General features: G+C 55.8%; 22 protein-coding genes. 21 read left to right on the forward strand and 1 reads right to left on the reverse strand.

Annotated features, from left to right (window positions below):
- Positions 1–617: 617 nt before the first annotated feature.
- The 20 genes from PT964_RS10115 to deoC all read left to right on the forward strand — a co-directional run bounded on the left by PT964_RS10115 (position 618) and on the right by deoC (position 19,488).
- The gene (locus tag PT964_RS10115; RefSeq protein ID WP_274363229.1) at positions 618–1,703 is read left to right on the forward strand and encodes a stage II sporulation protein P; all 1,086 of its coding nucleotides are present in this window, start codon (positions 618–620) and stop codon (positions 1,701–1,703) included.
- Positions 1,704–1,723: 20 nt separating this feature from the next.
- Complete coding sequence (locus PT964_RS10120; protein WP_274363230.1) at positions 1,724–2,128, forward strand: hypothetical protein; 405 nt, start codon at positions 1,724–1,726, stop codon at positions 2,126–2,128.
- Between the two features lie 105 nt (positions 2,129–2,233).
- On the forward strand, positions 2,234–4,048 hold the full coding sequence (gene lepA / locus PT964_RS10125) for a translation elongation factor 4 (RefSeq protein ID WP_274363231.1): 1,815 nt from the start codon (positions 2,234–2,236) through the stop codon (positions 4,046–4,048).
- Between the two features lie 75 nt (positions 4,049–4,123).
- A complete protein-coding gene (hemW, locus tag PT964_RS10130; RefSeq protein ID WP_274363379.1) occupies positions 4,124–5,275 on the forward strand; it encodes a radical SAM family heme chaperone HemW in 1,152 nt (383 codons plus the stop codon).
- 130 nt (positions 5,276–5,405) lie between these two features.
- Positions 5,406–5,873 (forward strand): N-acetyltransferase, encoded by a 468-nt coding sequence (locus PT964_RS10135; protein ID WP_274363232.1) that lies wholly within the window; start codon positions 5,406–5,408, stop codon positions 5,871–5,873.
- A gap of 113 nt (positions 5,874–5,986) precedes the next feature.
- Entirely contained in the window at positions 5,987–7,012 is a 1,026-nt protein-coding gene (gene hrcA, locus PT964_RS10140) for a heat-inducible transcriptional repressor HrcA (protein ID WP_274363233.1), read from the forward strand.
- A gap of 159 nt (positions 7,013–7,171) precedes the next feature.
- The gene (gene grpE, locus PT964_RS10145; protein WP_274363234.1) at positions 7,172–7,747 is read left to right on the forward strand and encodes a nucleotide exchange factor GrpE; all 576 of its coding nucleotides are present in this window, start codon (positions 7,172–7,174) and stop codon (positions 7,745–7,747) included.
- A 61-nt stretch (positions 7,748–7,808) separates the two neighbouring features.
- Positions 7,809–9,665, forward strand: coding sequence for a molecular chaperone DnaK (dnaK, locus tag PT964_RS10150; protein WP_274363235.1), 1,857 nt, complete (start codon positions 7,809–7,811; stop codon positions 9,663–9,665).
- Positions 9,666–9,791: 126 nt separating this feature from the next.
- Complete coding sequence (gene dnaJ, locus PT964_RS10155) at positions 9,792–10,913, forward strand: molecular chaperone DnaJ (protein ID WP_274363236.1); 1,122 nt, start codon at positions 9,792–9,794, stop codon at positions 10,911–10,913.
- 192 nt (positions 10,914–11,105) lie between these two features.
- Positions 11,106–11,288 carry a hypothetical protein gene (locus PT964_RS10160; RefSeq protein WP_274363237.1) on the forward strand — a complete coding sequence of 61 codons (183 nt, stop codon included), beginning with the start codon at positions 11,106–11,108 and terminating at the stop codon, positions 11,286–11,288.
- A gap of 76 nt (positions 11,289–11,364) precedes the next feature.
- A complete protein-coding gene (locus PT964_RS10165) occupies positions 11,365–11,526 on the forward strand; it encodes a YfhD family protein (RefSeq protein WP_274363238.1) in 162 nt (53 codons plus the stop codon).
- A gap of 15 nt (positions 11,527–11,541) precedes the next feature.
- Positions 11,542–11,928, forward strand: a complete 387-nt coding sequence (locus tag PT964_RS10170; RefSeq protein WP_274363239.1) for a hypothetical protein — start codon at positions 11,542–11,544, stop codon at positions 11,926–11,928.
- Between the two features lies 1 nt (position 11,929).
- Positions 11,930–12,298 (forward strand): hypothetical protein, encoded by a 369-nt coding sequence (locus PT964_RS10175; protein WP_274363240.1) that lies wholly within the window; start codon positions 11,930–11,932, stop codon positions 12,296–12,298.
- A 176-nt stretch (positions 12,299–12,474) separates the two neighbouring features.
- Positions 12,475–14,208 (forward strand): copper amine oxidase N-terminal domain-containing protein, encoded by a 1,734-nt coding sequence (locus PT964_RS10180; RefSeq protein ID WP_274363241.1) that lies wholly within the window; start codon positions 12,475–12,477, stop codon positions 14,206–14,208.
- A 120-nt stretch (positions 14,209–14,328) separates the two neighbouring features.
- Complete coding sequence (gene prmA, locus PT964_RS10185) at positions 14,329–15,300, forward strand: 50S ribosomal protein L11 methyltransferase (protein WP_274363242.1); 972 nt, start codon at positions 14,329–14,331, stop codon at positions 15,298–15,300.
- A gap of 31 nt (positions 15,301–15,331) precedes the next feature.
- Entirely contained in the window at positions 15,332–16,024 is a 693-nt protein-coding gene (locus tag PT964_RS10190; protein ID WP_274363243.1) for a site-2 protease family protein, read from the forward strand.
- Between the two features lie 75 nt (positions 16,025–16,099).
- Positions 16,100–16,864 carry a 16S rRNA (uracil(1498)-N(3))-methyltransferase gene (locus tag PT964_RS10195; protein ID WP_274363244.1) on the forward strand — a complete coding sequence of 255 codons (765 nt, stop codon included), beginning with the start codon at positions 16,100–16,102 and terminating at the stop codon, positions 16,862–16,864.
- A gap of 33 nt (positions 16,865–16,897) precedes the next feature.
- The gene (gene mtaB, locus PT964_RS10200; protein ID WP_274363245.1) at positions 16,898–18,259 is read left to right on the forward strand and encodes a tRNA (N(6)-L-threonylcarbamoyladenosine(37)-C(2))-methylthiotransferase MtaB; all 1,362 of its coding nucleotides are present in this window, start codon (positions 16,898–16,900) and stop codon (positions 18,257–18,259) included.
- Between the two features lie 111 nt (positions 18,260–18,370).
- Positions 18,371–18,808: an NUDIX hydrolase gene (locus PT964_RS10205; RefSeq protein ID WP_274363380.1), complete on the forward strand. Its 438-nt coding sequence runs from the start codon at positions 18,371–18,373 to the stop codon at positions 18,806–18,808.
- Complete coding sequence (gene deoC, locus PT964_RS10210; RefSeq protein ID WP_274363246.1) at positions 18,805–19,488, forward strand: deoxyribose-phosphate aldolase; 684 nt, start codon at positions 18,805–18,807, stop codon at positions 19,486–19,488. Before PT964_RS10205 ends, deoC begins: the two co-directional genes overlap by 4 nt.
- Here deoC and PT964_RS10215 read toward each other — a convergent pair.
- Positions 19,451–20,536 carry a Na/Pi cotransporter family protein gene (locus PT964_RS10215; RefSeq protein WP_274363247.1) on the reverse strand — a complete coding sequence of 362 codons (1,086 nt, stop codon included), beginning with the start codon at positions 20,534–20,536 and terminating at the stop codon, positions 19,451–19,453. The genes deoC and PT964_RS10215 overlap by 38 nt on opposite strands.
- Before the next feature lie 85 nt (positions 20,537–20,621).
- On the opposite strand from PT964_RS10215, the gene PT964_RS10220 reads away from it, so the two are divergent.
- The gene (locus tag PT964_RS10220; RefSeq protein WP_425262699.1) at positions 20,622–22,034 is read left to right on the forward strand and encodes a class I SAM-dependent rRNA methyltransferase; all 1,413 of its coding nucleotides are present in this window, start codon (positions 20,622–20,624) and stop codon (positions 22,032–22,034) included.
- The last annotated feature ends 334 nt before the right edge of the window (positions 22,035–22,368 follow it).

The raw sequence follows: 22,368 nt of genomic DNA on the forward strand, positions 1-22,368 counted from the left end.
GCTTAAATTCTCTTAATGGTTGTCCACTTTCTTGACAGAAGTACACATGTTCCGTTGCGCCCTGCCGCACCGCTTGATCGACCGCCCCGAACGGAACTTTATTCCGCTGGATTGCGTGAAATAACTCGTGACATAAGGAATGTCCCAATTTTTAGGCAGAAACTAGCGTGCCGGCAACGGAACATAGGAGAAACTCCACTTGCTCGGGACAGAACTGGCGTGCGTCGGCGGAGCAGATGGAGAAACTCCACTTGCTCGGGACAGAACTGGCGTGCGTGGGCGGAGCAGATGGAGAAACTCCACTTGCTCGGGACAGAACTGGCGTGCGTCGGCGGAGCAGATGGAGAAACTCCACTTGCTCGAGACGGAATTGGCGTGGGGCGGCGGAGCAGATGGAGAAACTCCACTTACTCAAGACGGAACTGGCATGAGGCGGCGGAGCAGATGGAGAAACTCCACTTACCCAAGACGGAACTGTCGTATGGCGGCGGACGGCTTAAACAGCAAACAAAAAAATGATAGGTTCTATTCTCTCAACTTCCTCATAGATTAGTAACAAGTAGAGTAGAGACTGCTTCAACTAACCTTTAAGGAAGCGGCAAGGAGGAGCCTGTAATATGAACCGATTTTCCGAGTTGAAATGGACCGTAGCGATTGTTGCCCTGCTGGTATGTATCGGGATTGCCGGATATGTACGGACAAGCCTGTATCAGACCCCTGCCCTAACCTTCGAAAAACTGGCGGAAACGGCGTCCCGCACGCTCGTATCGCAATTGATCAATTCCGAGATTGCCGGCGCAAACGATGCGCATATCCATAAAGTGCTGGCCCAAAAGGCGTCTACCCAAGCCGCAACACGAAATACAAACAGCACGGCGATTAAGCAGGGTCCGCCCGCACCGGAGGACATGGAGCAACTAACGGCCAGCACTGAACCGGCGGTCGAGCCGACTACGGAAACGCCCCCGTCCCCGGCCCCGGAGACGGAACAAGCGACGGCAACCGCTTCTCTGACCGACCGCAAGCTGGCTTTCATCTATCATTCTCACAATCGCGAATCGTGGCTGCCGGAATTGAAAGGAACGAAGAAGGATTCGCCCGACGAAGCGTTCGACGCGAAAATCAACGTCACCAAGCTGGGAGAACGGCTACAAAAGCAACTTGAAAAGAACGGTGTAGGAGCGATCCATTCCGGCAAAGATTATGCTGGAACGATAAAAAATTTCAACTACAACTACTCCTACAAATATTCGCAAAAAACGGTTCGCGAGGCGCTCGCGGTAAATTCCGAACTGGAATATTTGTTTGACATCCATAGAGATTCGCAAACCAGGAAATATACGACAAAAACGATCAACGGAAAAGATTACGCCCAGATTTACATCATCATCGGACAAGGCAATCCGCACTGGAAACAAAATGAGGCGTTTGCGGAGCAGGTGCACGAAGGAATGAACAAGCTGCTTCCCGGCATCTCGAAAGGAATTATGGCCAAAGGGACGAAGCACGGCCACGGGGAATACAACCAATCGCTCTCCGACAACAGTTTGCTGATCGAGGTAGGCGGCGTCGGCAATACGATCGATGAATCCAACCGTACGATCGACGCGCTGGCGAAGGTGATTGCCGGGATTATCAGAAATGCGGAAAAGGCCGACGCACCCGTGCCTGTACAAGTGGCGAGCGCGGCCGAACCTTCTTAAAAATAAGGGGCGAATGGGCGATGAAAGCAACTTTGAAAGCGGGGATCGTAGGTGCGTTGATCGCAGCCGGCGTGTTTTACGGCATCGAGTTGGCCTCCACGGGAATTGATCGCGTATACGGAAGCTACGAGTACGCCGGCCAGCCGCCCGGGCCAACCTCTGCACAAGCTGCCGCCTCTGCTGCAGAACCTGCTGCCGCGACGAAGGATACCTCCGGCGCCGGCGCATCGGAGGCTCAAGCATCGCTCGCCCCGGCAGCCAATCCCGAGACGCATCTGCCAAGCGGAGCCGTTCAAACGGGACAGCCCATTCCCGAAAAGCTGACGCTCGTTAACCGGTTTGCAGTCAAGCTCGGCGAGGCGCTCCGCTGGGGAGCCCAGCAGGCAATCCGACTGACAGTCAGCTTGTTCCAGGGACTGTTGTAATTCGCTCTTTGCCTCATGCCGAGCACGATTTACAGGAAATTGCCGTTGTCTCTCACTGTTGTTATAATAGTGAAGATATACGGCTATTTTCATATGAGGTGACTTATGTCTACATCGAACGGGCACCAAAGCAAGGTACGCAACTTTTGTATCATTGCCCATATCGACCACGGAAAATCGACGCTCGCCGACCGGATTCTCGAATACACGGGCGCGGTGCAGAAGCGGGAAATGCAGGAGCAACTGCTCGACACGATGGATCTGGAGCGGGAGCGGGGCATTACGATTAAATTGCAAGCCGTACGGATGACCTACAAGGCCGAAGACGGCGAAGAATATACATTGAATCTGATCGATACCCCGGGACACGTCGACTTTACGTACGAGGTTTCCCGATCGCTCGCGGCTTGCGAAGGCGCACTGCTCGTCGTTGACGCCGCGCAAGGCATTGAAGCGCAGACGCTGGCCAACGTCTACCTGGCGCTCGACAACAACCTTGAAATTTTGCCGGTGATCAACAAGATCGACTTGCCGAGCGCAGAACCGGAGCGCATTCGGCAAGAAATCGAGGACGTCATCGGGCTAGACGCTTCCGAGGCGGTGCTCGCCTCCGCGAAAGCCGGCATCGGCATTAAAGAAATTCTCGAGCAAGTGGTCCAGAAGGTTCCGCCGCCAACGGGGGATATCGAAAAGCCGCTGAAGGCGCTCATTTTCGATTCGCACTACGATGCTTACAAAGGCATCATCAGTTACGTTCGCGTCATGGACGGCAGTATGAAGGCAGGCTCCAAAATCCGGTTTATGGCGACGGAAAAAGAGTTCGAGGTCATCGAGGTCGGCGCGTTCCGTCCGAGAATGACAGCCGTTGACGAGCTGAAGGCGGGCGATGTCGGCTTTGTCGTCGCGGGTATTAAGAATGTGAAGGATACGCGTGTCGGCGATACGATCACGGATGCGAAAAACCCGGTCAAAGAGCCGCTCCCGGGCTACCGCCGCATCAATCCGATGGTGTTCTGCGGTCTGTACCCGATCGACACGGCCGACTACTCCGAGCTGCGCGAGGCGCTCGAGAAGCTGGAGCTGAACGACGCTTCCTTACGCTACGAGCCGGAGACGTCCCAAGCGCTCGGCTTCGGGTTCCGCTGCGGCTTCCTCGGGTTGCTGCACATGGAAATTATCCAGGAGCGCATCGAGCGCGAGTTCAATATTCCGCTGCTCACCACCGCTCCGAGCGTTGTGTTCAAGGTGCATATGACCGACGGCAGCATGGTCGACATCGACAACCCGGCCAATATGCCGGAACAGCAGCGCATCGATCATATCGAAGAGCCTTATGTGAAGGCGTCTGTCATTGTACCGAAAGATTTCGTCGGCCCGATCATGGATCTGTGCCAAAACAAGCGCGGCGACTTCATCGATATGCAATACCTCGATGCTACCCGCGTGACGCTCATTTACGAAATACCGCTGTCGGAAATCGTCTACGACTTCTTCGATCAGCTGAAGTCCCGCACGAAGGGCTACGCCTCGTTCGATTACGAGCTGTCGGGATATAAGAAATCCAACTTGGTGAAGATGGACATTTTGCTCAACAATGAGAAGGTTGACGCCTTGTCGTTCATCGTGCACCGGGATAACGCCTATAACCGCGGACGCATTTTGTGCGAGAAGCTTAAGGACATCATTCCGCGCCAAATGTTCGAGGTGCCGATCCAGGCGACCATCGGCCAGAAGGTTATTGCCCGCGAAACCGTTAAAGCGATGCGCAAAAACGTTCTGGCAAAGTGCTACGGCGGCGACATATCGCGGAAGCGCAAGCTGCTGGAGAAGCAGAAGGAAGGCAAAAAGCGGATGAAGCAGGTCGGCTCGGTCGAAGTGCCGCAGGAAGCGTTCATGGCCGTGCTCAAAATCGACGAATAAAGATCGAAACCTATGGCCCCGGCCGCTGAAGCGCTCGGGGTTCATTATTTGGAAGGAAGGGAGGGACTCTTGATGATGCGACAACGGACGGAAACGCCGGAGGCGGTGTACATCCATATTCCGTTTTGTACGAATAAATGCCACTACTGCGACTTTAATTCTTATGTGCTGAAAGGGCAGCCGGTGCAGCAATATTTGGATGCGCTGGAGCGCGAGACGGAGGCGACCGTAAAGGAAACGCCGCCGGGAATCGTTCGGACGGTGTTTGTCGGCGGCGGGACGCCGACCGTGCTGACGCCGGAGCAGATGGCGCGCTTTCTAAATATCGTGAATCGTTATTTCCCGGACCGGGCGAACGACTTCGAATTCACCATGGAGGCGAACCCGGGTACGACCGATGCGGATAAACTGGCTGCAATGAAGGAAGGCGGAGTGAACCGGATTTCGTTCGGCGTACAATCGTTCAATTCCGATTTGCTTTCGGCAATCGGGCGCATTCATTCCGTCGACGACGTGTACCGAAGCATCGACAATGCAAGAAACGCGGGTTTTACGAACGTGTCCATCGATTTAATATTCGGGCTCCCGAGACAGTCGCTGTCCGATTTGGAGGATACGCTGAACAAAGCGCTCGAGCTGCAGCTGCCTCATCATTCGATCTACAACCTTAAGGTAGAGGAAAATACGTTGTTCCATACGCTGTATCAGCGCGGAGAGCTGCCGCTTCCGGAGGAGGACGAGGAGGTCGCGATGTTCCGCTTGATCATGGATCGCATGAAGGAAGCGGGCTACGGCCAATACGAGATCAGCAACTTCGCGAAGCCGGGCTTCGAGAGCAAGCATAATACGGTCTACTGGAAAAATGAGAGCTATTACGGTCTCGGTGCCGGCGCGCACGGGTACGTCCGAGGCATGCGCCACGTCAATATAAAAGGCATACAGCCGTATATCGATGCGACGACAAAAGGACGCCCGCTGCTGGAGACGACCGAGGTAACCGAGCAAGAGGCGATGGAGGACTTCTTTATGGTCGGCCTGCGCCTGCTAAGCGGCGTCCGCCGCGCCGATTTCCGGGCGCAATTCGGGCTGGAGATGGAGGAGCGCTTCGGGGATACGCTGAGACGATTGCAACGCGACGGCTTGATTGAAGAGAGCCAAGACGGTTACCGGTTGAGCCCGAAGGGCATTTTTCTCGGCAATGAAGTGTTCGGCGCATTTTTAGAGTAGGCAGAACCCCCCTTTCCGGCATTTCAGTGCCCAAAGGGGGTTTTTGCTTTCATGGTAAAAAACGATTGTAGCGGCAGCCGGTTTTGTTGTATATTTATTCATATTCTTGAATGGAAGCGGTGGAGCTCGCATGATGGGGACGGCGGTATGTCGCAAAGCGACAGTTGACGATATTGATTTTCTCTACGATTTAATACATGGCTATGCAGTGAACGGGATAATGCTCCCGCGGTCCAAGGATGCGCTGGCGCAGCAAATCGACACGTTCGTCGTAGCGGAGCTTGACGGAAAGCTTGTCGGCTGCGGCGCGCTTACCCAGCTCGGAACGGACCTGCTCGAAATTCGCTCGCTCGGCTTGCAGCCTGAGTATAAGGGACAAGGGATCGGCAAAAGAATCGTATCGATGCTTGTGGAGGAGGCCCGGAGTCAGGGCGTTCCGAAGGTGATGGCGCTGACGTACGAGGTGGCTTTTTTTGAAAGAAACGGGTTTGAAGTCGTGCCGAAGGAAATTTTTCCGGAAAAAGTTTGGCGCGATTGCGTCCATTGCAAAAAACAACATTGCTGCGATGAAATTGCCGTATTAAAGCGGCTGGATTGACTTGACAATGACCGGCGGATTCGGTATGTTTGGTTTAAGGTTAGCACTCACCATTATTGAGTGCTAATGAAGACGAAAGCTTTGGAAAACTACAGTACGGGAGGAAAGCGGCGATGTTGTCGGAACGTCAGAAGATGATTTTAACGGCGATTGTTGATGATTATATCCGCTCTGCCGAACCCGTCGGTTCCCGGAGCATTTCCAAACGCGGCGACGTCGGGTTTTCCCCGGCGACGATTCGCAACGAGATGTCGGATTTGGAAGAGCTCGGCTATTTGGAGCAGCCGCATACGTCTGCGGGAAGAATTCCGTCTCACAAGGGTTACCGGTACTATGTCGATCACTTAATCGGTCCGGGTACGGTAACTTTGAACGAGAAGCATTTTATGAAGTCGTTCTTCGAGAGCAAGATTGTTGAACTGGAACAGGCGGTTCAGCAGGCTGCGACGATTTTGTCCAGTTTAACGAACTATACGGCGATTTTGCTCGGTCCGGAGACGTACAAGACGACGCTTCAATCGCTGCAGCTCATCCCGCTGAACGAGCACACGGCCGTTGCGATAATCGTCACGAATACGGGGCATGTGGAGAACCGCAAGGTCACGATTCCGAATGGCGTTCCGATCTCGGAAATCGAGAAGTTCGTGCGGCTGATGAACTCCAAGCTCAGGGGAGTTCCGCTTTACAGGCTGCGCTCGAAGATGCACTCGGAGCTGTACGCGGAGCTGAGCCGTCACATTGCGGGCTACGAAGAGCTGCTCGCCGAGGTGGAGAAGGTGCTCGATTCCAACGAGAAAGACAGAGTTTTTCTCGGAGGAGCGACAAATATGCTGACGCAGCCGGAGTTTAAAGACGTCGATAAAGTGAAGACGCTCTTAGATTTGCTTGAGGAGTCGCAGACGCTGGCACGGATGTTTTCCGATGCGCCTGAGGGTATTCAAGTGAAAATCGGCGGAGAAAACTTGCTTGAAGCGATCAGCAACTGCAGTATTATCACAGCTACCTATAGCCTTGACGGCCAACCGGTCGGAACGATCGGGATTTTAGGGCCGACGAGGATGGATTACCGGAAGGTGATCGCCCTGCTGCATGAATTTACGAAAGATATGACAAGCAGTTTGAACCGCTGGCTGAAATAACGGTGTAAGCATGGTTCCTACTGGGCAGGAGGCTATATAACGTCTCCTGCTTTTTGGCGCGTTTGGTTCGGGTCGCAGTGCTTAGGCGCGGAAGCATTATGGATTAGGCTGCGTCGTGCGGCTTCGAATATGCGCATACTAAGGAGGTGAGAGGCGAAGATGAAGCAAGAGACGGGCAATGAAGCGGTGGACAAAAAGGAAACGGCCGCCGAGCAGGCAGAGACGGTAGAAACCGTAACCGCGGAGGCGGAATCGGCGCCGCAGGGGCAAGAGAATCAATACGAAGCGGAGATCGAGCAATTGAAGCAAACCGCGGAGGACAACTACCAGAAATATTTGCGCGCGCAAGCGGATTTCGATAATTTCCGCCGGCGTTCCAGACAAGAGAAAGAAGAGTTTGCGAAATACGCCTCGCTAAAGGTGATTGAAGGTCTTCTGCCGATCGTAGATAACTTTGAAAGAGCGGTTAACGCGAACAGCGCGCAGAAGGATTACGATTCGCTGCACAAGGGCGTCGAGATGATCTTGCGGCAATTGCTGCAATTGCTCGAGCAAGAAGGCGTAACGCCGATCGAGGCGGCCGGGAAGCCGTTTAATCCGGAATTCCACCAAGCGGTCATGCAGGTAAGCGCCGAAGAAGGCGTGGAATCGGGCACGGTGGTGGAGGAATTGCAAAAAGGATACATGATGAAAGAAAGAGTAATCCGTCCCTCCATGGTAAAGGTGTCGGAGTAAGGCGGATTTTTGATTCATTGACACATATCGCTGATGTTAACTAAGGAGGACTTGAAGAGTCATGAGCAAAGTCATCGGAATTGACCTTGGTACGACAAACTCTTGCGTAGCCGTAATGGAAGGCGGCGAAGCGGTTGTAATCCCGAACCGGGAAGGGAACCGTACGACTCCTTCTGTAGTCGGCTTTAAGAAAGACGGCGAGCGGATCGTAGGCGAAACGGCGAAGCGCCAAGCAATTACGAACCCGGACCGTACAATCAGCTCCATTAAGCGCCATATGGGCTCGAATCATAAAGAAAAAATTGACGATAAAGAGTATTCGCCGCAAGAAATTTCCGCAATGATTCTTCAAAAGCTGAAGTCCGACGCGGAGGAATACCTCGGCTCGCCCGTTACGCAAGCGGTTATTACGGTGCCGGCATATTTTAACGACGCTCAGCGCCAAGCAACGAAGGACGCAGGCAAAATCGCCGGACTTGAAGTGCTTCGGATCGTCAACGAGCCGACGGCGGCTGCGCTTGCGTACGGTCTCGAGAAGGGCGAAGATCAAACGATCCTCGTATTCGACTTGGGCGGCGGTACGTTCGACGTGTCCATCCTTGAGCTTGGAGACGGCATTTTTGAAGTGAAAGCGACCAGCGGCGACAACCATCTGGGCGGCGACGATTTCGACCAAGTCATCATCGACTACCTTGTTGCGGAATTTAAGCGCGAGCAGGGCGTTGACCTGTCCAAGGACCGCGCGGCTGTGCAGCGCTTGAAGGACGCGGCCGAGAAGGCGAAGAAGGAGCTTTCGGGCGTACTCACCACTACGATCTCGCTTCCGTTCATCACGGTTGTCGACGGCGTGCCGCAGCACTTGGAAATGAACCTGACGCGCGCGAAGTTCGAGGAGCTTTCCGCGGACCTCGTGGAGCGCACGATGGGACCGACTCGCCAAGCGTTGAGGGATTCCGGCTTGTCCGCTGACAAGATCGACAAAATTGTGCTTGTCGGCGGCTCCACGCGTATTCCGGCCGTTCAAGAAGCGGTGAAGAAGCTTACCGGCAAAGAAGCTTATAAAGGCGTTAACCCGGACGAAGTCGTCGCGGTCGGCGCAGCGATTCAAGCGGGCGTATTGACGGGCGAAGTGAAGGATGTCGTATTGCTCGACGTTACTCCGTTGTCTCTCGGGATCGAAACGGCAGGCGGCGTCTTCACGAAGATGATCGACCGCAACACGACGATTCCGACGAGCAAGTCCCAAATATTCTCGACGTTCGCCGATAACCAAACGTCGGTTGAAATTCACGTGCTCCAAGGCGAACGCGCGATGGCAGCCGACAACAAGACGCTCGGACGCTTTATCCTGTCGGATATTCCTCCGGCGCCGCGCGGCATTCCGCAAATCGAGGTTACGTTCGATATCGACCAGAACGGCATCGTTAACGTGAGCGCGCTCGACAAAGGCACAGGCAAGAGCCACAAGATCACGATCACTTCTTCCGGCGGCCTTTCCGACGATGAAATCGACCGGATGGTGAAGGATGCCGAGAAGAACGCCGAGGAAGACAGAAAGCGCAAGGAATTGGTAGAGGTTCGCAACAATGCGGATCAACTCGTATACACTGTCGATAAGACGTTGAAGGATTTGGGCGATAAGGTCGACGCGGGCGAGAAGGCGAAGGCGGAAGAAGCGAAGGAAGCCGTCAAGAAGGCGCTCGAAGGGAACGATCTCGAGACGATTAAGAAAGCGACGGAAGAGCTGACGAACATCGTTCAGCAATTGTCCGTGAAGCTTTACGAGCAGGCTTCCGCTGCCGGAGCGCAAGGTGCTGACGCCGGGGCGGGTGCCGCGGGCGGAGACGCCGGCGCAGGCGCGAAGAAGGACAACGTTGTGGACGCCGACTATGAAGTCGTCGACGATAAAGACAAGTAATACAGTTGAACGGAGGGTTGAAGCCTAAAGCCTTATTCGGGTTTCGACTCTCTTTTCGTGGAAGCGGTAAGCGGCGCCGTCCGATCGGGAAAGGCATTGCCGTTTATCCTTGTGGGAGGTGAACGCGTGGCGAAACGAGATTATTACGAAGTGCTCGGTGTTTCTAAGGGCGCTTCAGAGGATGAAATTAAGAAGGCGTACCGGAAGCTGGCGCGGGAATACCATCCCGACGTAAACAAGGCTCCCGATGCGGCGGAGAAGTTCAAAGAGGCGAAAGAAGCTTATGACGTGCTGTCCGACGATCAAAAGCGCGCGACCTATGACCGATACGGCCACGTCGACCCGAATGCGGGCTTCGGCGGTGCCGGCGGCTTCGGTGGCGCCGATTTCGGCGGCGGCATTAACGATATCTTCGATATGTTTTTCGGCGGCGGCGGCCGCAGAAATCCGAACGCGCCTCAACGCGGAGCCGATCTTGAATATCCGATGGAGATCGAGTTTAGGGAGGCCGTCTTCGGCAAAGAGGCCGATATTACGATTCCGCGCACCGAAACGTGCGACGTCTGCGACGGCTCCGGCGCGAAGCCGGGCACCAAGCCCGAAACGTGCGGCGTTTGCCGCGGCACGGGTCAACAAGAGGTGGCGCAAAACACGCCGTTCGGGCGCATCGTAAACCGGCGGACTTGCGGCAATTGTAACGGCACGGGCAAGATCATCAAAGACCGCTGCAACAATTGCTGGGGTGCCGGCAAGGTTAAGAAGCAGCGCAAGATCCACATCAAGATTCCGGCGGGCGTGAACGACGGAGCGCAGCTTCGCGTATCCGGCGAAGGGGAAGCGGGAGTGCGCGGCGGTCCTCCGGGCGACTTGTACATCTCGATTCGAGTGAAGCCGCATGAATTTTTCGAGCGCGAAGGCGACGATATTTTCTGTGAGGTGCCGCTGACGTTCGCGCAGGCGGCGCTCGGCGACGAGATCGAGGTCCCTACGCTTACCGAACGCGTGAAGCTGAAAATTCCGGCCGGCACGCAAACCGACACGTACTTCCGCTTAAAGGGCAAAGGCGTGCCGAGACTGCGCGGCTACGGCCAAGGCGACCAGCATGTGAAGGTGGTCGTCGTTACGCCGACGAGCCTCACGGAGGAGCAGCGCGAGCTGCTGCGGCAATTTGCCGGCCTTTCCGGCGAGAAAACGCACGAAAACAACGGCTTCTTCGAACGGATGAAGAAAGCCATTAGAGGAGATTAAAAAAGGTTAGAAACGCCATTCGGCGCACATGGACCATCGGTCCGGCGCGTGCCGGGTGGCGTTTTTAGTTTGCGGGATGTTCGTGCGGAGGGGAAGACGGGGTGATAGTAACAAATTTTGGTGCACTCATAATTTCACCCCCGTTAGGCAAATCTACCCGTGAGTGCTTGCCAACGGAAAGGGAGGGTATGAATGGATCGGGAAAAACAAGCCGCCGATTCCGCAGACACGGCGATCGAGCGAAGCCTGATGAATCAGTCGATCGATGCGTCGCAGGCCAACCTTGCCATGGAGCGGGAATTTTACGAACGCGACGATGAAACGAATTCGGCGGACGCGGTCGATGTGGCGGAAGTGTTCCGCAACCAAAGCTAGGGCGGCGGATAAACGTTGGAAAATACGAGAAACTAACTTTCGAACACTAACCATAACGGGGTGAATCAAAGCCAAAATGACAAACGAAAACAACAACCCGACGAATGCCGGTCAGCAGAGGCAAAACCATTTGCCGATCGCCAAAAACGAAGACGTAGAATTTTCCCGCGAGCTGGCGGATGAAGAAGATATGGAAGCGATGAAGCGCATGGAAGCGGCCGATCGCCGCCAGGAATAGGGCGGGTGGCCGAGCGTGACCAAGCATATTCAAGCTTATTTCAAGGAGCGCGACAATGCGGAAAGCGCCGCCACTTCGCTGCGGGCGCTCGGAGCCGAAGACGTGACAACGGACCGGACACAAGTAGATACGTTCGAAGAAGATATGGGTATGGTGTTCCCGCCTACCGCCAGCGTAGACGAGCCTTCTTTTACCGGACCTCCGCTCGTCTCCCTTGACCCTGTCTCGACCCCAGCATACGGCGTCGGCGAAGAGCCGGGGGTCTCAACGAACCAAGAAGACGACGTATCGCTGGCGGGAACGCCGGTCCTCAGCGCAGCCGTTGACGACGCGCTTTACGATGAAGCGATAAACATTGTGAGACAGAAGGGCGGAACAACGGATCCAAGGGGTGTGAGTTAAAGTGGAAAAGAACATACTTGCCTATTTCAAATCGCCGGAGGAAGCGCAAGCCGCGGCGAACAAGCTGCAGGCGCTTCGAGCGGAAGCCGTCAGCATCGACCGGTTCTCGAAATATCCGGGGGACGGCATCGAGCATCGGGAAAATCCGGTGACAGGCGATTTTGCCAGCCTGGCTACGCTGTCGCTCGACGCGGACATCTCTGGCAAGAGCCCGGGAATTTTAATGGCGGCCGGTCCGGATGCGAGCGGCATGAGCCATGGCGGGGAAGGCATGGTGACGGGCCGCGATATTTTGCTTACCGCGGTAGTCGATGAGAGCGTACATCATCAAGCGTTAAAAGTGGTGGAGGAATGCGGGGGCTTAACGTAAAATCGGAGCTTTTGCAAAAAAAAAGCGCAAATCGACGCCGACCCAAGAGCGCGATTTGCGCTTTCTTTCCTTTTGCCCAAATGGTGGAAATTTTTATAATACCGAAACTTTCCGGCCGTTCATGACGTTAATGTTAACGGAATGTTAAAGAGATATAGGGAATGGGGAGAAACTGAATGATGTACCGATTTTTGGGGATGCTGCTGACCGCGGCCATACTCGCGGGAGCTTGGGCCCCATCTGCAAGCGCCGTATCCACCTCGGCCGTTCGCGTGCTGCTTTATATTAACGGCAAGGAGGCGTTCGTCAACGGAAAGTCGGTGATGCTGGATTCTCCGGCAACCGTAGTGAACGGAAAAACATATGTGCCGGTGAAATTTTTGGGCGACGCGTTCGGTTTTCCGGTAACGTTCGACCAAGCGTCCAAAAGTATTACGGTCAAAGCCGGGGATACGGACGTGTTTATCAATTTGAAAACGAACTCGGTGCTCGTAGGCGGCATGCCGCAATCGTTCGACCCGATCTTCAAAATGATCAACAACCGGCTGATGGCGCAGTTAACCTGGATGATGGACCGGGCGGGCGCCAATTATACTTACAGCCCCGAGCTGAAACGCATCGAAGTGAACTACCTGCCGAAGGCGGGCGGCATCATCGGTGCTGACGGAAATTCAAGGCCGATCGCCAAATTTACATTTGGCAAGTCGTCCTATAAGATGGGCGAAAAAATCAAATATATCGATCTTAGCTACGATGTGGACGGGGACGGTATCGCGTACGTTTCTTGGAAAAACAAGCAAGAGGCGTTCTTTACTCCCGGAAAGCATCAAGTATCGCTTCAGGTGAAGGACACCAAAGGCAATGTTAGCGATTGGTACACGCGCGAAATCACGATCGAGAACACGCAGTTGTATGCGCCGGGACAATTCCAGCTACACTATGCTCCGGAGCAAACCTATATCAAAATGGACCGCTCGATGATCGGCTCGTACTTCGGATCGCTATCTCCGCTTCCGATAACGATGAGCGAGCGTCCGGGACGAAAGCTGCTTGTCAGCGACAGTCCGGAAAATATTACGGAGCTCGGCATTCTGTACGAGGATACGGTGAACGGGCGGGGACGCTTGTACGCCAATCACGTAAACTCCACCAACGAACGGCTTCAATTTGCGATCTTAGCCACAAATCAAGGCTCCGAGCCGGTAACGATCAAGACGACGCGCAAAGGCGAAGTATACCCTTCGATTTATGCGAATCTGCTCGGGCACCAGGCGACGTTGGATTTTCTGCTTAATGACGGCGGCAAGCCCGACGTTCACGTACCCGGCGGCCAAACGGTGGCGTATGCGCTGCTGCCGGAATTTACTCAAGGACAAGGCATCAATTTGATTTACGACGTCGAGACGTCCGGCGAGGTTACATTCTCGTTCGTTGCGATGGTGCCGAACGATCCGCTGTCCTCGCTGAAAACATACCCGAAGCTGCCCTACAACGGGCACGTGCGCGGCTCCTTCCCCGTATCCGAGCTGTATTGGGATGTGAATGCGTACGGACAGGGCGGCACGATTACGATCGGCGACAATATCCGGGACAAATTTGTGACGGGCTATGACGTGTTCCGCCAGGAATCGGTAATGAATAAAGGCAATTACGGCGTCACGTATCAAATCCGCGTGAACCGTCCGGGCAAAGCGGCTTTGCTGCTCGTCGCGCGCGGCGGCCCGTTCAAGGGGCCGTTCAAAATCGACGGCGAGATGATGCTCGCCCCTCCGTCCGGAATCATTACGGCGTACGACGGCGTCTTCCTTATTACGCGGACCGACGGGACGGAACCGTTCGTCGATATCGAGTTCAGCCCGCCCGCAGGCTCGGCGTTCCCGATCGATTTGATCCTGTACCCGCTAGACTGAATTTACGAGAGAACGCTGCTTATGCGGCGTTCTCATTTTTTGTATTTAGCGGCCGTTTTCGGTACAATGGGGCACAGAAGTCCGTAAACGGGCAACCTATGGAAAGCGGTGGAGAAAGAGATGCTTTGGCACGAAATTACGATTTATACGACCGAGGAAGCGACGGAAGCGATCGCCGATTGGCTTCATGGAGAAGGGGCGGGCGGCGTTTCAATCGAGGAATCGGGAAATCTGGACCGCAAGCGGGACACCTCGCTCGGTCAATGGTACGAAAAGCCGCTCAACAATATACCGGAAGGCGAAGCCGTCATGAAGGCTTACTTTTCGGAGCATTCGGAGCTTGAACAGCTGATAACGGGTCTGAAGCAATTTTTGGATTCATTGCCGTCCTTCGGGATCGATCCCGGGAAAAAGACGGTGGAAACCGCGGAAATTCGCGAAGAAGACTGGGCCGATTCCTGGAAGCAGTATTTTAAGCCGACGCACGTGTCGGAGCGGCTTGTCATTAAGCCGACTTGGGAGGAATACGAGGCGAAGCCGGGCGAAGTGATCGTGGAGCTGGATCCCGGCATGGCGTTCGGCACCGGGACGCATGCGACGACGGCGCTCTGCATGAGGACGCTGGAGGACGTTATCGCGCCCGGCGATCATGTGATCGACGTCGGAACGGGCTCGGGCATTCTCTCGATCGCGGCCGCGAAGCTGGGAGCGGGCCGCATCCTCGCGCTCGATCTGGATCCGGTCGCCGTATCCAGCGCGCAGGAGAATGTGCGCCTGAACGGGTTGTCCGACCTCATAACGGTTCGGCTCAGCGATTTGCTGCAAGCGATCCGAACGCAGGAAGCCGGAGCCGAAGACGTCGGCGTCAAGCTGCCGGTACAGGTGGTCGTGGCGAACATTTTGGCCGAAATCATTCTCACCTTCGTGGACGACGTGTATCAGGCGCTTGCGCCGGGCGGCACGTATGTGGCTTCGGGGATCATTACGAGCAAGGAGCAGGATGTGGCGAACGCACTGCTCGACGCCGGCTTCGAGCTGAAGGGCCGCCGGGAAGAGAACGATTGGGTGGCGCTGGTGGCGGTAAAAAAATAAGGTTCCTTGGAGAAGGAGGTAAACCCGGAGGATGAGCCTTCCTTTTGAATTGTCGCACCTCCCGTTTATATTTATCGCGATTATCGTCGCATTTTCGATTCATGAGTTTTCGCACGCTTATTTCGCCTATAAGTTCGGCGATCCGACCGCGTACAATCAAGGCCGCGTAACATTCAATCCGGCCGTTCACGTTAGCCTGCTCGGACTCATCTTCATCTTGCTGCTGGGCTTCGGCTGGGCCCGCCCGGTGCCGGTAAACCGGGCGAATTTCCGGTATCCCCGATTGATGGGCGTTACCGTGTCCGCCGTCGGGCCGTTAAGCAATCTGGCGGTCGCGGTTGTCGCGGCAGCGGCGGTGTACGCAATCTTCGGCGCCGGCTTGCTGGATTCGGCCTCGGAGGGCGTTGTGAAGGCGGTCGGGGTAACGTTCTGGTATTTGGTCCACATCAATGTGCTTCTGTTTTTATTTAATTTAATTCCGCTTCCTCCGCTGGACGGATACCGGATTCTCGAAGATTTGGCGCCGGCAAAAATCAGAGCGAAGATGACCCAATATGAAAATTGGGGCGTTTATTTGTTTTTGCTGATCGTATTTATCAACCCGATTTACAATGTGACGATCGGGCCGATTCTCAGGCAAATCGTCGATATCCGCAATTACTTGTTCGGCACGATGTCTTCGGCGTTTCACGCCATGGTCCCGTGGGTGGACTTGCTAAGCTAACCCTTTGGCACCGATTGCCTGGCCGCCGAAGCTAGATATTCCGCGATAAACGATGTAAACTGGAGTGTAGCGCTCATGCAGCGATATTTTATTCAACCGGAAAACTTTTTGGAAGATAAGGCGATCATACGAGGCGACGATGCGCATCATTTGGTGCGCGTCATGCGCGCGGCCGCGGGAGATCAGGTAATCGTCACCGACGGAGCCGCGCGCGAGGCGCTTGCCGAAGTAGCCGAATTAAATAAAGAGAACGTCTTGCTGCGCATCGTGGAGGAACGTCCGATGAGCGGCGAGCCGGCTCTTGAGGTATGGGTGGCGCAAAGCTTGCCCAAGGGAGACAAGCTCGAAACCGTCATTCAGAAAGGCACCGAGGTCGGAGCGGCCCGGTTTATCCCGTTCGTCTCGGCGCGCACCGTCGTCCAATATGACGCGCGCAAGGAAGCGAAGCGGCTCGAGCGCTGGCGCAAAATCGCCAAAGAAGCGGCCGAGCAGGCGCACCGGAGCCGGATTCCGCAAGTGGAGGAACCGGCCTCGTGGAAGGAGCTGCTGGCTATGGTGCCGCACACCTCCCTAGCATTGTTTTGCTACGAGAAGGAAGGCGGCTTGAAGCTTCGGGAAGCGGTCAGGAAGGCGGAGCTCGGAAACCTTGAAGCGGGAGCAAAAGCTCCGGTGCTCGTCGTCATCGGCCCCGAGGGCGGCTTTACCGAAGAGGAGGCCGAAGCTGCGGAACAAGCGGGCTGCGCCGTCGTCGGCTTGGGCTCGCGCATTTTGCGGACGGAGACGGCCGGCTTGGTGGCGCTGAGCTGTTTGATGTACGAGAGCGGCGAGCTGGGACATTAATGCGAACATTTTCGTCAAAAGGAGGTCGTTCACTTGAATACGGTGGCGTTTCATACCCTAGGCTGTAAAGTGAATTTTTATGATACCGAAGCGATTTGGCAGCTGTTCAAGAACGACGGCTGGGAGCAGGTCGATTTCGAGTCGACGGCGGACGTTTATATTATAAATACTTGCACGGTAACGAACACCGGGGACAAGAAGAGCCGGCAAATTATCCGCCGCGCGGTCAGAAAAAATCCGGACGCGGTCATTGCCGTAACGGGCTGCTACGCGCAGACGTCGCCCGCCGAAATTATGGCGATTCCGGGCGTCGACTTGGTCATCGGCACGCAAGGCCGGGATCAAATTTTAGAGCTGGTCAAGCAGGTACAGGCGGATCGGCAGCCGATCAACGCGGTTCGAAACATTATGAAGACGCGTCAATTCGAAGAGCTTGACGTGCCGAGCTTCAGCGATCACACGCGCGCATTTCTCAAAATTCAAGAAGGCTGCAACAACTTCTGCACCTTCTGCATTATCCCGTGGTCTCGAGGCCTGCTGCGCTCGCGTGCGCCGGAGAACGTGCTGAAGCAGGCACAAATGCTGGTGGAGGCGGGATACAAGGAAATCGTGCTTGCAGGCATCCATACGGCCGGCTACGGCGAGGATCTTGAGGGCTACAATTTCGCGGCGCTGCTTCGCGATTTGACGAAGGTGGAGGGCCTGAAGCGCATCCGTATTTCTTCGATCGAAGCGAGCCAAATTACCGATGAGGTCATCGATGTGATGATGAGCTCCGAAAAGCTGTGCCGCCATCTTCACGTTCCGCTCCAAGCGGGAGAAGACGGCGTCTTGAAACGGATGCGCAGAAAGTATACGACCGCGGAGTACGCCGAGCGTATAGCGCGCATCCGCGAGCGTTGGCCGGAGGTTGCGATAACGACGGACGTCATCGTCGGGTTCCCGGGCGAATCGGAGGAGCAGTTCGAAGAGGGCTATCGTTTCATGAAGGAAATCGGCTTCTCCGAAATGCACGTATTCCCTTATTCCAAACGGACCGGCACGCCGGCGGCGCGGATGGACGATCAAGTGGACGAAGAAGTGAAGAACGAACGCGTCCATAAGCTGATCGATTTGTCCGAGGACATGCAGCTGAAGTATGCGCAGCGTTTTGTCGGCCAAGTGCTTGAAGTGATTCCGGAGCGCGAAGCGAAGGGCTTCGAGGGTCAAGGGCTGCTTTCCGGCTATACGGACAACTACTTGCAGGTTGTGTTCCCTGGCAGCGAGGAGCTGTTAGGCCAAATCGTGCGCGTCCGGATTACGGAGGCCGGTGTCAACGAAAGCAAGGCGGAGTTTGTCGAAGCGGTCGAAAGTACCGTCCCGGCGCGTCCGCTTACGAAGGCGGCATCGATGTAATCAGGAAGGAGGAGAAGGTCTGACGAAGTGAGCCGAGGCTTGCCGTGCGATTCTTCTCCTTTTTTTAAACGAAAAGAAGGTTCTTCGGATTTTGTGAAAGGGGTGAACGGTTTGAAGGAAATATCGGCGGGCGGAGTAGTGTACCGGCGTCTGGACGGCCGGCTTCAAGTGCAGCTCATTCAAGACCGTTACGGCAAGGTTTCGCTTCCCAAGGGAAAGATGGAAGCCGGCGAGACGGTCGAGCAAACGGCGCTGCGCGAAATTTGGGAGGAAACGGGCATTACCGGAAAAATTAAAGCTCCGATCAAGGTCATTCGGTATACGTACAACCATCATGACAAAGGAACCGTACATAAAGAAGTGCATTATTTTCTTGTAGAAGCCGTTGAAGGCAATTTGAAAGCGCAAATCGAGGAAATTCGAGGGGTCGATTGGTTTTCGCCGGAGGACGCATGGAACATGCAGAAGGCGTCCGGTTACAATAACAATCATGAGGTGCTTGCGAAGGCGCTGGAGCTGTTAGGAATTCGAACGGAGGGTGAAGCATGAGCTTCGAGGTCAAAAACATTGAAAAATATATCGATCATACGTATTTAAAACCCGATGCCACCACGCAGCAAATCGACAAGCTGTGCGCGGAAGCGAAGGAGCACGGATTTTACAGCGTGTGTGTGAACGGCTTCTGGGTACCGCATTGCGTGGAGCAGCTGGCAGGTTCGGAAACGAAAATCGCGGCGGTCGTCGGGTTTCCGCTGGGGGCGATGGCGGCTAAGGCGAAGGCGTACGAAGCGGAGCTGGCGGCGAAGCAGGGCGCTTCGGAAATCGATATGGTGCTGCCGATCGGACTGCTGTTGGAAGGCCGCCTTGAAGACGTGAAGGCGGACATTCGCGATGTAGTCGAGGCCGTGCGCGGGCAGGCGATCGTGAAGGTCATTTTCGAAACCGGATTTTTGAACGACGACCAAAAGCGCACCGCCTGTAAGCTGTCGGAGGAAGCGGGCGCGCATTTCGTGAAGACGTCCACCGGCTTCGGCCCGGGCGGCGCGACGATTGAAGACATCGAGCTGATGCGCGCGAGCGTCTCGGCCCACATCGGCGTGAAAGCGTCCGGAGGCGTCCGGGATTACGAGACGGCCGTCAAGATGATCGCGGCGGGCGCGAACCGTCTCGGCACAAGCTCGGGAATCGCGATTATAACCGGAGGCGCGTCCGCGGCGGGGTCTTATTAAACCGCAAATAGCAAAAAGGCAGCGCGAGCACCGAGCATATGACGTTAAACATCGTTTGCGCTTGGGCAAGGTGCTCGTAGGGATCAGCGGAGCCGAGCGCCGATAAGGACGTCAGCTGCGCGATGAACGGAAAAAACAGCATGCTCCCGCCTAAGTTCAGCAATATATGGGAGTAAGCGACATACCGTCCGGCTTTGCTTCCGCCGATGCAGGCGAGAACGGCGGTCGAGCACGTGCCGATATTCGCTCCGAGCACGATGGCGATGCCGAGCTCGACGGGGATCGCTTGAACGGACGCAAGACCCATCGCAATCGTAATCGTTGCGGTGCTCGTTTGGATGACGGCCGTGATCAAGGCGCCGGCGATCACACCCCATACGAGGCTGAGCTGCGACTGCTCGACAAACCATACGAATAACCCCCGCTCTTGCAGCGAAGGGACGATGGAATCCATCCACTCCATTCCGATGAGGATGCATGCGAAGCCGCTGATCGAGAGGGACAGGCAGCGGATGGAGGGCATCGCCTTATTGATGCGAATGAAAATGCGCTCCTTATGCGGCTGTTCGCCGCTTAGGGAACGCATTTCTCCTTTTTCCGCGGCGGTTTGCAGCATGGGAGATAAAGCGACGGCGATCAGCCAGCTAGCTCCCGCCCCGAGCAGCAGCGGCAGGGCGCTGCCCGACAAGTCGAGGCCGAGCATGTCGGCGGTAATACAGGCGCCGATGTTGGCGCCCAGCACGATGCCGAGCGTCCGGCGAAACGACAGCACCCCCGCATTGACCAGTCCGATGGTGATGACGGTTACCGCGCTGCTGGACTGCAGCAGAACGGTCGCAACCGTACCGGTGAGGAGTCCGCGGAACGGAGTCACGGTAAAGCGCCGCATAAAGCGCGTCAGGAACGGGCCGGCCCATTCGTTCAGGCCGACCTCCATCGCCTTGAGCCCGAACAGGAAGACGGCGATGCCGATGCCGAGCGGAACGGCGATGTCGCGAACGTATGCGGGCATTGCCGGCAAGGCGGGCAGTACGTCCGCTATAGGCATAAGCTCCCTCCTCCGGTGAAAATCGGTACATATATATATGAGCGGAAACGGACGGGCATGACAGGCCTCGGCACATTTACAGGCAATGCCGAGGTACATAAAGGAATTTTTTGGAGGAATACATGTGGCTGTGTTGGTGTTGAACAAAACCCGCAAAAAGAGGCTCGAAGCGGGGCACCCGTGGATTTACAAAAGCGAAGCGGAAAAAATCGATGGAGATTTCGAGCCGGGGGATGTGCTTAAGGTAACGGACAGCCGGGGGAAGTTTCTTGCATCGGCGTATGTGAACCCGCGCTCACAAATGATCGGCAGGGTTATTTCATATGAGGATGTAGAGGCGATGGATCGGGCGTTCTTTGCGGAGCGGTTTCGCCGCTGCCGGGATTACCGAGAGCGGTTTGTGAACGAGCCTTCCTACTGCAGGCTGGTTTACGGGGAAGCGGACTTCCTGCCCGGCTTGACCGTGGACCGGTTCGGCGACGTGCTCGTGCTGCAAATTGTGACGCTCGGCATGGACCGGGTGCGGGAGCACATTGTAGCCGCGCTTGTAGAGGTGTTTGAGCCGGCGGGCATCTATGAACGCAGCGACGTCGGCATCCGCGAAGCGGAAGGGCTCGAGCAGCGGACGGGCGTGCTGTACGGGGAATGTCCCGAGGTGCTTATCATTCGGGAGAACGGCTTGGAGCTGGAGGTCGACATCGTCCGCGGCCAGAAAACCGGCTATTTCTTCGATCAGCGGGAAAACCGCGCGAGCATCGAGCCGCTGATGACCGGATGGGGCCGAAGAAGCGGCATCGAGGTGCGGGAAACCGAAGGCGAGGATGGAGTTCGCCGCCGCGTTCCGGTGAACGCGAAGGGCAAGGAGGTTACGTTCCCTTATTGGGACGGGGCGACGGTGCTGGAATGCTTCTCGCATACCGGCAGCTTTACGCTGCATGCCTGCAAGTACGGCGCGAAGAAAGTGACGTGCCTCGATATTTCCGAGCATGCGATCGAAACCGCGCGCCGCAACGTCGCGCGCAACGGGTTCGAGGACCGCGTCGAATTTATTGTGGCGAACGCGTTCGATTACTTGCGGGAGCAAGCCCGCGGCTTGGAGGAGCGCGCCGTCCGCGCGAACGCGGGAGAGGGAGGCGCCAAGGTCGATACGTCCAAGCCGCTGGGCGAAGCGGGACGGACGTGGGACGTCGTCATTCTCGATCCGCCGGCGTTCGCGAAGACGAAGGGCGCGGTAAAGAACGCTTTACGAGGCTATAAGGATATTAATTTGCACGGGTTGAAGCTGGTGAACGACGGCGGCTTTCTGGTAACGGCCAGCTGCTCGTATCATGTGCGGCCGGACATGTTTCTCGAGACGATCCAAGAGGCCGCGACGGACGCGGGCAAGCTGCTGCGGCTCGTCGAGTACCGCGGGGCGGGAAAGGATCATCCGCAGCTGCTGGGCGTCGACGAGGGCGATTATTTGAAGTTCGCCATATTTGAGGTGCGCAGCCGGTAGGTCGGGGTCAGGTTCGGGGTGCGGCGGTTGGTTTCGCTGCACCTCGATCATTGCGCCCTCCGTCCAGAAATAAGTGCCTTTGAATCCGCCCGCTATACCCCGATTAACCGCCTCGAGCCCGGTAGATAAGTACCTTGCGATCCATTTGAGCGGTGCTTTCGAATAAATTTCTCCGATCCCCGAAATATTTACCTTTGAATCCGCCCGTTATGCCCCGATCAACCGCCTCGAGCCCGGTAGATAAGTACCTTGCGATCCATTCGAGCGGTGCTTTTCGAATAAAAGGTTCTCCGATCCCCGAAATAAGTGTCTCTGAGTTTCGCTATAACCCGAG

The sequence above is a fragment of the Paenibacillus thermotolerans genome, assembly GCF_028745515.1.
Lineage (GTDB): Bacteria > Bacillota > Bacilli > Paenibacillales > YIM-B00363 > Paenibacillus_AE > Paenibacillus_AE thermotolerans.

What these genes read in the sequence shown, in the direction of transcription:
- PT964_RS10115 (WP_274363229.1), top strand. Translation starts at nt 618, where the DNA reads ATGAACCGATTTTCCGAGTTGAAATGGACCGTAGCGATTGTTGCCCTG.
- PT964_RS10120 (WP_274363230.1), top strand. Translation starts at nt 1,724, where the DNA reads ATGAAAGCAACTTTGAAAGCGGGGATCGTAGGTGCGTTGATCGCAGCC.
- lepA (WP_274363231.1), top strand. Translation starts at nt 2,234, where the DNA reads ATGTCTACATCGAACGGGCACCAAAGCAAGGTACGCAACTTTTGTATC.
- hemW (WP_274363379.1), top strand. Translation starts at nt 4,124, where the DNA reads ATGCGACAACGGACGGAAACGCCGGAGGCGGTGTACATCCATATTCCG.
- PT964_RS10135 (WP_274363232.1), top strand. Translation starts at nt 5,406, where the DNA reads ATGATGGGGACGGCGGTATGTCGCAAAGCGACAGTTGACGATATTGAT.
- hrcA (WP_274363233.1), top strand. Translation starts at nt 5,987, where the DNA reads ATGTTGTCGGAACGTCAGAAGATGATTTTAACGGCGATTGTTGATGAT.
- grpE (WP_274363234.1), top strand. Translation starts at nt 7,172, where the DNA reads ATGAAGCAAGAGACGGGCAATGAAGCGGTGGACAAAAAGGAAACGGCC.
- dnaK (WP_274363235.1), top strand. Translation starts at nt 7,809, where the DNA reads ATGAGCAAAGTCATCGGAATTGACCTTGGTACGACAAACTCTTGCGTA.
- PT964_RS10160 (WP_274363237.1), top strand. Translation starts at nt 11,106, where the DNA reads ATGGATCGGGAAAAACAAGCCGCCGATTCCGCAGACACGGCGATCGAG.
- PT964_RS10165 (WP_274363238.1), top strand. Translation starts at nt 11,365, where the DNA reads ATGACAAACGAAAACAACAACCCGACGAATGCCGGTCAGCAGAGGCAA.
- PT964_RS10180 (WP_274363241.1), top strand. Translation starts at nt 12,475, where the DNA reads ATGATGTACCGATTTTTGGGGATGCTGCTGACCGCGGCCATACTCGCG.
- prmA (WP_274363242.1), top strand. Translation starts at nt 14,329, where the DNA reads ATGCTTTGGCACGAAATTACGATTTATACGACCGAGGAAGCGACGGAA.
- PT964_RS10190 (WP_274363243.1), top strand. Translation starts at nt 15,332, where the DNA reads ATGAGCCTTCCTTTTGAATTGTCGCACCTCCCGTTTATATTTATCGCG.
- PT964_RS10195 (WP_274363244.1), top strand. Translation starts at nt 16,100, where the DNA reads ATGCAGCGATATTTTATTCAACCGGAAAACTTTTTGGAAGATAAGGCG.
- deoC (WP_274363246.1), top strand. Translation starts at nt 18,805, where the DNA reads ATGAGCTTCGAGGTCAAAAACATTGAAAAATATATCGATCATACGTAT.
- PT964_RS10215 (WP_274363247.1), bottom strand. Translation starts at nt 20,536, where the DNA reads ATGCCTATAGCGGACGTACTGCCCGCCTTGCCGGCAATGCCCGCATAC.
- PT964_RS10220 (WP_425262699.1), top strand. Translation starts at nt 20,622, where the DNA reads ATGCCGAGGTACATAAAGGAATTTTTTGGAGGAATACATGTGGCTGTG.